Annotated in this window: 9 protein-coding genes; all 9 read left to right on the top strand. The window is 51.7% G+C overall.

What is annotated here, in order from left to right; all coding sequences use genetic code 11:
- Nucleotides 1–9: 9 nt before the first annotated feature.
- The 9 genes from MHH82_RS30540 (at nt 10) to MHH82_RS30500 (ending at nt 12,478) form a co-directional block, all read left to right on the top strand.
- A complete protein-coding gene (locus MHH82_RS30540; protein WP_015737784.1) occupies nt 10–909 on the top strand; it encodes a carbohydrate ABC transporter permease in 900 nt (299 codons plus the stop codon).
- Nucleotides 910–1,007: 98 nt separating this feature from the next.
- A complete protein-coding gene (locus tag MHH82_RS30535; protein ID WP_340969276.1) occupies nt 1,008–2,705 on the top strand; it encodes an extracellular solute-binding protein in 1,698 nt (565 codons plus the stop codon).
- A gap of 112 nt (nt 2,706–2,817) precedes the next feature.
- Complete coding sequence (locus tag MHH82_RS30530; protein WP_015737782.1) at nt 2,818–4,395, top strand: response regulator; 1,578 nt, start codon at nt 2,818–2,820, stop codon at nt 4,393–4,395.
- Between the two features lie 11 nt (nt 4,396–4,406).
- Entirely contained in the window at nt 4,407–6,227 is a 1,821-nt protein-coding gene (locus tag MHH82_RS30525; RefSeq protein WP_251501572.1) for a cache domain-containing sensor histidine kinase, read from the top strand.
- 388 nt (nt 6,228–6,615) lie between these two features.
- Nucleotides 6,616–7,869 (top strand): MFS transporter, encoded by a 1,254-nt coding sequence (locus MHH82_RS30520; protein WP_036662055.1) that lies wholly within the window; start codon nt 6,616–6,618, stop codon nt 7,867–7,869.
- A 446-nt stretch (nt 7,870–8,315) separates the two neighbouring features.
- Nucleotides 8,316–9,563, top strand: a complete 1,248-nt coding sequence (locus tag MHH82_RS30515) for a sugar ABC transporter substrate-binding protein (RefSeq protein WP_009594526.1) — start codon at nt 8,316–8,318, stop codon at nt 9,561–9,563.
- Nucleotides 9,564–9,665: 102 nt separating this feature from the next.
- Nucleotides 9,666–10,571, top strand: a complete 906-nt coding sequence (locus MHH82_RS30510) for a carbohydrate ABC transporter permease (RefSeq protein WP_009594508.1) — start codon at nt 9,666–9,668, stop codon at nt 10,569–10,571.
- 45 nt (nt 10,572–10,616) lie between these two features.
- Nucleotides 10,617–11,435, top strand: a complete 819-nt coding sequence (locus tag MHH82_RS30505; RefSeq protein WP_009594477.1) for a carbohydrate ABC transporter permease — start codon at nt 10,617–10,619, stop codon at nt 11,433–11,435.
- A gap of 41 nt (nt 11,436–11,476) precedes the next feature.
- On the top strand, nt 11,477–12,478 hold the full coding sequence (locus tag MHH82_RS30500; protein WP_009594543.1) for a LacI family DNA-binding transcriptional regulator: 1,002 nt from the start codon (nt 11,477–11,479) through the stop codon (nt 12,476–12,478).
- Nucleotides 12,479–12,491: the final 13 nt, after the last annotated feature.

Below are 12,491 nucleotides of genomic sequence, written 5' to 3'. Positions count from 1 at the left end.
GGGCCCTGTATGTTAAAAAGACTCAGCTTTAGCGACCGAATGATGCTGGTCATCATTTATAGTCTGTTATCCTTACTTGCTTTTTCAGCATTCTACCCGTTCTGGAATGCCATCGTTGTATCGTTCAATGTGGGGGTCGATACCGCCAAGGGTGGCATTACCTTCTGGCCCCGGGAGTTTACCCTGCAGAATTACGAAATTATTTTGGGCGACAGCCGGCTGCTGAACGGATTTGCCGTATCAATCAGCCGGGCGGTCATCGGTACGGTGGCCTCCATCTTCATGACAGCCCTTCTAGCCTACGGCATGACGCGGACTTACTTGATCGGCAGGGGATTTTACATGGTGTTCTTTGTCTTCACGATGTATTTCGGCGGAGGCCTGATTCCAACCTATCTGCTGATCCGCTCGCTCGGTCTGATGGATTCCTTCCTGGTCTTTATCATTCCTTCGCTGATCAGCGTGTGGAACATGATCATCTTTCGGACGTTCTTCAAGGGGCTTCCGAACGGGCTTGAGGAGTCCGCTCATATTGATGGCTGCAGCACCTGGGGCATCTTCTTTCGGATCATTCTCCCGCTTTCGGGTCCGGTCATCGCTACGCTGGCTTTGCTGACGGCGGTGGCGCACTGGAACGACTGGTTCCTGCCGAGCATCTATATCACGAACGGCAACCTGATGCCCATCCAGACGATCCTGCGGGAGACGCTGAATGCCAATATCGTGAGCGAGCAGACCGCGCTGCTGGATACCAGCTCCATCGCCCTGATGGAGAAGACGAAACAGATCACGTCCAAATCGTTGCAGATGGCGATCATGATCGTGGTTACGATGCCCATTATCATGGTGTATCCCTTCCTGCAGAAGTATTTTGTCAAAGGGGTGCTGGTCGGTTCCCTTAAGGAATAATCGGTTTTGGTTTAGGGCGGAAGATCCGCTTTGGACATATAAGGAACAGGTTGACGGCTTGAAGTGCATTAGAAGTTAAATGGAGAGGGGTTAGGTTTATGAAAAAAAAGTCAAGACCCATGCTGCTGACGTTATCGGTCATGCTGGTACTGACCGCTGCGCTCACGGGCTGCAGCGGCAAGTCCGGCACAAGCGGCGCATCGCCTGAGACGACGCCGAAGACGGCCCAAACCGATAACGGGGGAACACCGAAGGCAGAGCAGCCGGGAAATCCTGACGGAAAATGGGTGCTGGGGGAGAAGCCGCTTGAATTCACGGCCTATGCCCACTATGAAAACACGAATTTCCCTGCATGGGAGAGTACGCCGGCGGGCAAATGGCTGAGCGAGAACAAGGGCGTTAAGATCAGCATGATCGCGGCGGCCGGTGCCCATACGCAGAAGCTGAGCGCCCTGATGGCCTCCGATCAGCTCCCCGACATGATCTGGACGGATCGCAATCACCCGGATCTGGAGAGGCTCCGCGAGGCAGGAAAGCTGGTCGCTTTTGACGACTATCTGGATAAGTACCCGAACTTGAAGACGTGGATGGGCGATAATTTGAACATGCTTCGCCACGACGACGGCAAGCTGTATATGTTCCCGAACTGGTACACGTCAAGGCCGGCGGGCAATGCGGGATATGTGGTCAACAAGAAAATATACGACGAATTGGGCGCTCCCCCGCTGGAAACGACGGACGATCTCTATAACTACCTGGTCAAAGTGAAGGAAAAGTACGGCAGCAGCGTGATTCCGTTTGAACCGCATCGTGCAAGAGATATGCAGGGTTTGGGCGTGCTCTACACGGCGTTCGGCGAAGGCACGCTGTATACCTACCTGAACAGCTCCATGCGCGCCGTGCCGAAGGACGGCAAGCTCACCTCGGTGTTCACCGACCCGGTGTTTCGCGAGGCACAGAAGTACATCGCCAAGCTGTACCGCGAGAAGCTGATTTCCCAGGATGCCTTTACCCAGACGGAGGATCAGGTGCTGGAGAAGGTAATGACCGGCCGGGTTGCCGTATTTGCCGGCTCCAGTCCGACCACGATGGCGGGAGACGCGCAGCCTGAGCTTATCAAGGAGGATCCGGACGGCGGATATTTCATGATCTGGCCGATCCACAAGCCGGGTCTGGATAAGAACAAGATCTATCCGGGCACCTATACCAGCTTTGGCTGGAATGCCGCTTACATTACGACGGCTGCCAAGGATCCGGAAGCCATCTTCGCCTTCCTGGATTGGTACACCGGTCCGGAGGGCATGAACCTTCAGTTCTTCGGCCCCGAGGGCGACAACTGGGAGGGCTTCGATGAAGAAGGGAAACCGAACTTTACAGCGGACTACGACCCGGCAGAGGTAGCCGATATTCAGACGAAGAACGAACCGATCATGTTTGTCAGCAATACCAGTTACATCGACCCGGCCAAATACAAATACATGGCTGAGCTGCCGTTTGAAGAGCAGGACTGGAGAACGAAGTATCAGCAGACGATCACCTGGCCGACCCAATATAACGTGACGGAGTTCGTGAACCTGAATCCGCCGCCGGAGTCCGAGGAAGGCATCATCCAAACCTCGGTGGATGAATTGTTCCTCGAGATTTATGCCAATTCGGTCATGGCGAAAAGTGATGAGGATGTGGATAAAATCCTCGATCAGGGTAATGAGGATCTCATGGCGATCGGTTACGGCAAGCTGTTGGAATGGCGGACGGCAAGGTGGCAGGAGAACCTGAAGAAGATGAATCAGGAATAACCTATCGGTGTTCACAAAGAAAATCGAGTATATCTATCCCAAGGGATTTCCAGGAGATCCTTTGGGATCTCTCTGCTTTGGTGATCATCGGCAAACGGATGGAGGGATGGCTATGTATAAGGTCCTGTTAGTGGATGACGAAGAGCTTGATCTGGAGGGCATGAAACGCTTTATTCCCTGGTCTGATCTGGGCATGGAAGTGAGGGGGAGCGTAAACAATGCGCTGGCTGCCTGCGAAATCATGGAGGAAGAGCCCATCGATATATTGGTCAGCGACGTGAACATGCCCTATATGTCGGGACTGGAGCTGGCGCGCATTGCACTTGAGCGCAGGCCCAACATGCGCATTATATTTGTGAGCGGGTATCAGGAATTCAGCTACGTTCAGCAGGCCATGTCCTTGAAAGCCTACAGCTATGTCCTAAAGCCGATGAACGACAGCGAATTGGTCACCTCCCTGCTCAAGGTAAAGCGGGATTTGGACGATGAGACCAAGCAGCGCGAGGTGGAGATGGCTTACCAGCGAATGATTCCGATCGTGAAGAGCGATTTGCTCATTCGTCTGCTCCGGGAGGAAGAGACGGAGGACAACGAATCGTTATCCAAGCTGACGGTTTCCTGCGGGCTGGACCGCATGAACTGGCCCATTCGCGTCGTGGTGATGGAATTGGATAATCTACTGTGGAGGCAGGGAGGGAGCTTCACCTCGCAGCGGGAAGTCTCGCGCATATTTCTGCAGCAGATTCACGATGTGATCGCGAGGCAAGGCATCGTGCCTTACTGCAAGCTGTCTTCCCAGCGAGTGGCGCTGCTGCTGGAGGACGAGGCCGTCGAGCCGACCGTACATAAGGTATATGACGCCATCCAGCAGCTGACGCCGGCCTCCATTACTACGGGCATCAGCGGGCTGGCATATGCGATGGAGGAGCTTCAGTCATCGTATCGGCAGGCGATCGAAGCCGTAGAAGGGAAGATGTTCCTCGGCAAGGGCAGCCTGATCAAATACGAGGATGTGCGCGCGGAGCCGGGCATGCTGGATTCCAGAATGCTGGATGCGCACATGAACAAGCTGCTTGCCGCGATGGAAGGCTATGAGCTCGTCCGCATCTGCGACGAAGTAGAGGGGCTGTTCGGCTCCATTACGAATCTGCGTTCCCGCTTCTCGGTTCACAACATGTCCAATTACATCATTTGGCGCCTGGATCAGTATCTCAGCAGCCGGAACGAGGATCTGTTCGAGCTGCTCGGCATGGAGATCCACCATTTGGATATCTTGATGCAATTCGACACCATCAACGATATCCGTTCTTGGTTTGTGCAGCGGATATTCGAAATTTCCGAACGGCTGTATGAAAAAAACAACTCGAAGGACAGCAAATTCATCCGTAACGTGATTCATACCATCCGTGAACGAATGAGCGAGAATATCACCATTAAGGATATCGCCCAGCATTTTTCTTTTTCCCCGAGCCATATCGGCTTTCTGATCAAGGAGAAATCGGGGAGCACCTTTAACGAGCTGTTGGTGCAGCTGCGTATGGAGAAGGCGCAAGAGCTGCTGAAGCAGCCGGGTCTGAAAATATACGAAGTGGCCGATCAGGTAGGGTATCGGTATCTCCCCTATTTCAGCAGGCAGTTCAAGGAGCGATACGGCATGACCCCTCTCGAATTCCGGAAGCGGGAGGATTAAGGAGGTCCATGATGCAATCGGTCCGGGAGAAGAAAGCAAGCGCGAGATACGTGCCGATCGGTTTAAAACTCATGCTGTCCTATATCTTGTTCATCCTGATTCTGGTGGCCGTGAACTTTTACGTCTCCCATTCGATGTACGATGCTTCCATGCGCAAGCAGACCCGCTTGAATATTCAAGGGACGCTGCTGCAGATAAAGGACAATGTCACCTACAAAATGAACGATATCGTTCAGACCTCGGCGACGCTGTACGATAACCGCACTCTGGTGCTTAGTCTGCGTTCGTTTGAAGAAGGCGTCGAGGGCTACAACCGGATGAATCAGGTGATCATTCCCAAGCTGGAAAGCGCCTCGAAGGCGATCGGCTTGAACTTGAGGATGTCCGTTTATTTTCATAATGAGTCCGTGAATGAAAGATACAAGGTATGGCGTGACGACAGCACCCGCGACTTCAACGAGCAAACGGCGGATATCTATCATATGGGCCGCATCGTGGACACGGCGTGGTATCGGGACATTCCGGCTGAGCAGTATAACGAGACCATGCTGTGGAAGCAGGTGGAAGAGGATGAGCGTGACGGCAGAATATCGCTGATTCGCCGAATCGTCGATATGAACAATCCGCTGGCGATCGCCGAAGTGGGCATTATGCGCTTTAGCGTTCGCAAGAGCGAGTTGTTCGACAGCGTGAACTTCAAGAAGCTGGGCGCGGGCAGCGAGTTGATTGTGCTGGATGGTGCGGGGGAGGCTGTCTTTACTTCGGGCAAGCTGCTGAATAAAGGCGGAACGGCGAGCATCGCCGGTACGAACCGATACGTCTCCCCTGGCGGTATTCCGGATCCGGAATACCTCACCATCGAGGAGCGTCTTCCGCAGCTGGACTGGAAAATCATTGCCCATGTGCCGCTGACGATCATTGAACAGGAAGCCGTGCGGGTTCGGATGTATTTCATTACGATCTGCTTGCTGTGCGTAGCATTATTAATCGGAGCAGGCTTTATTATTTCGCGCTATTTCTCCAAGCGGATCAATAAAATTGTATCGGTGCTCAACTCCTTCCGGGAAGGAGATCTGCATAAGCGCATGCCGGATAAGGGGAAGGGAGAGTTTTCCCAAATCGCCAATGCCTTGAATGAGATGGGAGAAGATTTTGAAGCGCTGATTAATAAGGTCTATCTGACCCAGATCCAGAAGAAAGAGGCGGAGCTTGAGATGCTGCAGACTCAGATCAACCCACATTTTCTGTACAACACGTTGTCATCGATCAACCAGCTGGCCAAGTTCGGGGAGAACGAGAAGCTGCAGAAGATGGTGGTGGAGCTGGCCCAATTCTATCGCCTTACCTTAAATTCGGGGAAGACGCTGATTCCGGTAGCGGTGGAGGTGGAACAGGCGAACGCATATCTGGATATCCAGAAGGTGAAGTATGGCCGGAGGCTGGAAATCACTTACGACATTGATGCAGACGTATGGCCTTACGAGACCATTAAGCTGATCCTCCAGCCCTTTATTGAGAATGTGCTGAAGCATGCTTGGAGTGGAGATCGCATTCATATTCGGATTTCGGTTCACAAGGAAGGCAACGATATTCTGTACCGGATCATAGATGATGGTCTAGGCATGAAGCAGGAGCGAATACAGGAGATATTCGATCCCCGGGATAACAGCCATACCGGCTGCGGCATCCGCAACATTGATCAGCGGGTGAAGCTGCATTACGGGAGCGAGTACGGCGTGTCCATCTTCAGCAAAGTCGGAATCGGGACCTCGGTTCAAATACGCATACCTGCAAGAGCGAGAAATGCTAACCCGGATAAGAGAGGGGGATAGACGGGAGCCCCGGACCAGAGCGGTTCCTCGTGAAGCGGGGATCCGCTTTTTAGCGCCTGTTCGCTGTTAAGGTAAAGCGTCAATGAGTGTGCTTGCTAAAAATGGATCTCTCAAGCGATACTAGGATTTGGGCGATAAGAAATGACAAGCATTGTGCATTCATTCAGGTTATAGGAGTATCAAAGTAGAAAGCCTTTGCCTCTTTCCTTTAAGAAGAATTTATAAAAGCCCGCATGGGCTTTTTTTTAATATATTAGAATTTATAAAGTTTTTTGGGGTCCCCGCAAAGTATTTGGAATAAGCATCGGAGCGTAGGCTCCACTTTGTGGGGCTATTTTAGGTTTTATGCGTAAATATACTGCTGCGAGGCTGCTGGGAGATAATAAACATGAAATGGTTGGAGCAGTACCCTAAGGAAGTAAAAGGTTTTCTTGTTGCAAGTCTCGTTGCCTCCGCAGGCGGTTCCTTGATGTGGCCGCTGACAACGATGTACGTATTCGACGAGCTGGGACGCAGCATGCAGGATGCGGGCTTTGTCATCTTGATTCAGTCCATGGGGGGCATCGCGGGTCAGCTCCTTGGCGGCGCGTTATATCACCGAGTCGGGGTGAAGAAGCTGATCGTAGGCTCGCTCCTGCTGAACGCCCTCGGATTGTTCACCCTCCCGTTCATTAACGGATTATGGGGCTTGTTCATCGCGATGATGGGCTTCATCGGATTCTGCAACGCCGTATCGATGCCGGCCATCCAGGCCTTTATCGGCTTCCGGTTTGCCGATCGGCGGGGCGAATTGTTTAACGTCATCTATGTTGCCAATAATATCGGCGTAGCCTTGGGAACGGCCATGAGCGGGTTCCTGGCGGAGATATCGTATCATTTAAGCTTTGTCTTAAACGGCGTCACGTCCTTTGGCTTTGCGATTTTCTTCCTGTCTTACCTGACGAAGCTGGGCGGAACGGGTGCGTCCGACGGGTCGCATCATCCGCAGCCCAAGAGTCCGCTTCCGGCGGGGCCCGGCGCTTGGGCACTGCTTGGGGACACCCGCATCTATCTCTTTATGGGACTGGGCTCGCTGTTCCTATGGTTCGGCAATTCCATCTGGAACACGGGCGTGTCTCCGTTTATCATCTCGGAGGGGATGTCCAAGACGGCTTACGGTTATTTGTGGACGCTGAACGGGATCCTGATCTTTGCCGCCCAGCCGCTGACCAATGCCATCAAGCGATGGGCGGCCCGCACGGAGAGCAGCCAGATGACCGCGAGCGCCTTGTTCTACCTGGCGGCTTATGTCGTCATCGTGGCGATGCACAGCTATCCGGGCATGATCCTTGCGATGGTGCTGGCCACATTGGGCGAAATGCTCATTTCGCCAGCGATCCCGGCTTTTATTTCGGAACGCGCGGGACAAGCCGCTCCGTTCTATATCGGCGTGACCGGCGGCATGGGAGCCGCTGGCCGGGTGATCGGGCCTTATGCCATGGGAACGATGTATGACGGCGGCGGGCTGACTCCGGTGGCGTGGTTGGCCGCGGGAGTTGCCGTATTGTCATTCCTGTCGTTTGCGGTGCATGCCCGGCTTAGCAGGGACTGGGGGCTGGGCCGTGACCGTCATGACAAGAAGGAACGCCAACTTAACGCTTAGCGCACTTAAAAAGTGACGGATCACGGCAGAATCATATTAAGCAGCAGGCATGCTTCGGAGCCTGCTGCTTTTTTGCCTGCGGTTCATAGCTTACAGCCGTTGTCAAAGAAACGCCTTACAAAAAAAATAAAAAGGATATTGAAATCGCTCTCAGGGGGAGCTATAATGAACGTGTCGAAACGTTTCAAAACGAAATGCGTTTTTTGAAGTTATCAAGCAAGAAATCTTCTTATTTTGTTTACACAAGAGCATGATTATCCTAAGGATAACCATGGAAAGGTGCTCCATAGGGGGAATGAAGAGACATTAGGATTATAGAAATAGCCTTTATCCGGCGTCTTTATTTTTTCGAATAAAATCGAAACGTTTCGAAGTAAGTGCTTTCAATTTAAGTTTTGCATTACGTTTCGCATGCTGGTAAACATTAAAAACGGGGTGAATGTAGAATGAGAAAAAAATCAATATTGTGGACGTTGGCAGCATTGCTGGTGTTCTCGGTCGTATTAGCCGGATGCTCGGGCGGGTCTGAGAAAGCAGACGGAGGCAGCGAAGGCGGTGGCAAGAAGGAACTGAAAGTCTGGTTGATGGGTGACGAAACGGACGAAACCTTGATTAAGCAATACGAAGAGAAGAATCCCGGCGTGAAGGTAAGCGTTCAATCCATTCCTTGGGGAAGCGCGCATGACAAGCTGTTGACGGCGGTTGCTTCGAAGAGCGGCCCGGACGTCGTGCAGATGGGCACAACCTGGATCCCTGAATTCGCGCAAGCCGGCGCTTTGCTTGACTTGACGCCGTACCTTGAGCAATATCCGAATTTGAAGCCGGAGAATTATTTCGACGGTGCCGTTCAAACGATGAGTTACGACGACAAGGTTGTCGGCATTCCGTGGTACGTGGAAACACGCGTATTGTTCTACCGTACCGATATTCTTGCTGAAGTAGGCTATCCTGAAGGTCCTAAGACTTGGGATGAGATGAAGGATGCCGGCCAGAAACTGGCAGCCAGAGGCAATGGCAATTACGCGATCACCATCGATGCCAAAGATATGAACTACCTGTCCATGTTTGCTTGGCAGAATGGAAGCGCTATGATCGACGAGAACCGCAAGCCTCATTTCAACGAGCCGGAATTCATGGGAGCCATGGAATACCTGAAGAGCTTCTACGACACGGGCATGACGCCGCTTGCGAGCGATTTGGATCTGTTTGCCGCATTTAAGGACGGACAGTTCCCGATGTTCATCAGTGGTCCTTGGATGATTCAAGGCGTGAAGGATAAAGCGCCTGAGATTGAGGGTAAATGGGCAACCACAACCCTTCCTGCAAAAGAAAACAACGCATCGTTCCTTGGCGGAGCTAACATGTCCGTATTCAGCAGCACCAAAAATGCAGATGAAGCCGTTAAATTCATCTCCTTCATGAGCGAACAAGAATCGCAGCTGACCAACTACGATGTATCCAAAAACTTGCCTGCCATTAAGAGCGCATGGGAAGACAAACGCTTTGAAGATCCGATCTTCGCTACATTCGGAAAACAGCTTGAGAACGCCAGACCTGTTCCGTTCATCAAAGAGTGGGATGCGGTTTCCCAAGAAGCCATCGGTGCCTTTGAAAGAATCACGGTGGGCGGTGCGGACATCAAGACCGAAATGGATCAGTTGAACGCGAAGGCTACCGAAATTCTATCCAAATAACAAAAGCGTGTAACGCAGCCCGGCTTGTTTCTTCAGACGATGATGAAACAAGCCTGACTGCTTCCATAGCGTATCATCGAAACCCATATTTGCAGGAGGTGAATGACATTGCAGAACTTTATCAAGCGCTTTAACCGCTATAAGTACCCTTATATGTTTATTGCGCCCGCGCTGGTGCTGCTTCTGACGTTCTCAATCATTCCGATCATCATTGCGCTTGTCATCAGCTTCACGAACATCGACCTGGCGGGTCTCGCCAATTACTCCAATATTGAAGCCGTCGGCTTCGATAACTTCATGAATGTATTTAAAGATCCGGTTTTCCTGAAATCCATGTTTAACACCATGTTCTATGTTATTATCGGAGTTCCGCTTGTCGTTATGCTTGCCATGGGCGCTGCATTGCTGCTTAACTATGGCACAGGATGGCTGTTCAAGACATTCCGCGTTGTTTATTACATGCCTTCCATTACGAATATTGTGGCGGTCGCGGTTGTTTGGGGTTACCTCTATAACAGCCATTATGGCCTCTTTAACCATATGTTATCCTGGTTTGGTATTCCCGCGCAGCAGTGGCTGAATGATCCCACGCTTGCCAAGTTATCGCTGATCCTTCTGGCTGTATGGAAATCGATCGGTCTTAACATGATTATATTCCTTGCTGCCCTCCAGGGCATTCCGCGTTCCTATTATGAAGCGGCGGAGATTGATGGCGCGAGCAAGTGGAAGAAGCTGTTGTACATCACCGTTCCGCTGCTCAGCTTTGCGACCTTCTTTGTCACCATTACGACGCTGATCGGCTGGATTCAGTTCTTCGAAGAGCCGCTGGTGATGACCAAGGGCGGACCGCTGAATTCCACGATGTCGATGGCCCTCTTCATATACAACAATGGCTTCCAGCTCAGTAATTTCGGTTATGCGGCCGCAGGATCGTTTGTGCTCTTCTTCATTATCATTGTTGTGACGATCGCGCAATTCGCAGTCAAGAAAAAAGATGTCGAGTATTAAGATGCAAGCGATGTTCCGTATCGTAACTGAAGGAGGCTTTAGGGTATGGCAGCGAAAAGAATAGAAAAGACGGTCATGACGGTGCTGCTCATTGCAGGGGGACTGCTGATGATGATCCCGTTTATCTGGATGATCACGTCCTCGTTCAAGCCGGAGAATGAATTTACGGCGGTTCCGCCGACGTTATTGCCCAAAGAATTTACCATGAAAAATTATGTGGATTTATTTACGAAGCTGGACTTTATGGTCTACCTCAAAAATACGCTTATTATTGTATTCTGGTCCTTTGTGGGTCTGTTCCTCAACGCGCTTGCAGGATATGCATTCGCCAAGTTTGAGTTTCCGGGCAACAAAAAATTGTTCTATCTCGTGCTCGCCACGATGATGATTCCGGGACAGGTGACCATGATTCCGGTGTATCTGCTGATTAACGCCATGGGCTTGACTAATACGATGGCGGGTATCGTGCTCCCCGGTTTGGTCGGCGCTTTCGGTATTTTCCTGTTCCGTCAGTTCATGTCGACGATCCCGACGGATCTGATCGAGGCATCAAGGCTGGATGGCGCGGGAGAGCTGCGGATTTTCTTCCGTTTGATCGTTCCGATCACGAAGCCGGTATTTGCGGTGCAGGGAATATTAGCCTTCATCGGCGCCTGGAACAGCTTCTTGTGGCCTCTCATTATGGCAAACGACCAAAAGCTTTATACGCTTTCGGTAGGTTTGCAGCTTCTGAAAGGACAGCATGGATCCGATTTCGGTCTGCAAATGGCAGGTGCTGCATTTATGGTTGTTCCGATCATCATCGTATTTTCTTTCTTCCAAAAACATATTATTGAAGGATATACGATCTCTGGCATGAAATAAGATAGTATAGAGTTTTTAAGTAGTAGAAGGGGCGAAAGGAAATGGCAACGATAAAGGATGTGGCAAAGCTCGCTGGAGTCGCCTTGTCGACGGCTTCATACGCGTTAAGTGGCGACAGCAGAGTGAGTTCCAAGACAAGATCAAAGGTGCTCGAGGCAGCAAGACAGCTGAATTATCGGAAGAACGGATTTGCCATGGATTTGAAGCGGAGCCGCACCAAGACCATCGCTCTAATTCTGACGGATTTATCCGGGCCCTATTATTCCGAGTTGATCCGAAGCGTGCAGGAAGTTGCTTTGACCAACGGGTATGATCTGATAGCCTGCAGCTCGATGGGCGGCAGGGATTCGACGGCGGTTAAATTTTTGCGGGAGAAGAGGGCCGACGGTGCCATCATTCTCGCGCCCAATATTCGCGATGAAGTTCTAATCGAGACCTCCGGGCCTCAATTTCCGATCGTCGTGATGGATCGTCCATTATGCAGCGAATTCCTGGTCAATGTGCTGGTCGACGGGGAGCAGGGAGGATACACGGCTACGCGTTACCTGCTGGAGAACGGACATCGGCACGTAGCCTATATTAGCGGTTCCTCGGACTCGTACGATAATCATTTGCGTTATCAAGGGTATTTAAGGGCACTCGCGGAGGCGGGGCTGGAGGAGCAGTCGAAGTGGCGCCTTAGCGGCAACTTTGTGCGCGAGGGTGGTTACAATGCCACCAAGATGATGATTATGCAGGGGTCGCTCCCAACGGCCGTATTTTACGGCAACGACGAGATGGCCATCGGAGGGCTGAAGGCATTCGAGGAAAGCGGAATTTCGGTGCCGGATGATGTGTCCGTCATCGGGTTCGACGATATCCAATTAGCCGAATACGTGAATCCGCCGCTGACGACCATCAGGCAGCCCAAGAGCGAAGCGGGATCGCTTGCAGCCCATCTGCTGTTTCAGATATTGGGCGGCGAATCCGTAAAGCAGTCGTACATGCTGACAACGGAAATGATGGAGCGTGCATCTGCAGGGAAGAGCAAAGTAGAAAGTTAATGTTACCGGATCG

This window comes from Bacillus sp. FSL K6-6540, assembly GCF_038007545.1.
Note: the sequence above shows the minus strand (reverse complement) of the source record. Positions and strands in the feature narration are given on the sequence as shown.

Excerpts from the sequence above, each read along its gene's own strand:
- MHH82_RS30540 (WP_015737784.1), top strand. The coding sequence starts at position 10 with ATGTTAAAAAGACTCAGCTTTAGCGACCGAATGATGCTGGTCATCATT.
- MHH82_RS30535 (WP_340969276.1), top strand. The coding sequence starts at position 1,008 with ATGAAAAAAAAGTCAAGACCCATGCTGCTGACGTTATCGGTCATGCTG.
- MHH82_RS30530 (WP_015737782.1), top strand. The coding sequence starts at position 2,818 with ATGTATAAGGTCCTGTTAGTGGATGACGAAGAGCTTGATCTGGAGGGC.
- MHH82_RS30525 (WP_251501572.1), top strand. The coding sequence starts at position 4,407 with ATGCAATCGGTCCGGGAGAAGAAAGCAAGCGCGAGATACGTGCCGATC.
- MHH82_RS30520 (WP_036662055.1), top strand. The coding sequence starts at position 6,616 with ATGAAATGGTTGGAGCAGTACCCTAAGGAAGTAAAAGGTTTTCTTGTT.
- MHH82_RS30515 (WP_009594526.1), top strand. The coding sequence starts at position 8,316 with ATGAGAAAAAAATCAATATTGTGGACGTTGGCAGCATTGCTGGTGTTC.
- MHH82_RS30510 (WP_009594508.1), top strand. The coding sequence starts at position 9,666 with ATGACATTGCAGAACTTTATCAAGCGCTTTAACCGCTATAAGTACCCT.
- MHH82_RS30505 (WP_009594477.1), top strand. The coding sequence starts at position 10,617 with ATGGCAGCGAAAAGAATAGAAAAGACGGTCATGACGGTGCTGCTCATT.
- MHH82_RS30500 (WP_009594543.1), top strand. The coding sequence starts at position 11,477 with ATGGCAACGATAAAGGATGTGGCAAAGCTCGCTGGAGTCGCCTTGTCG.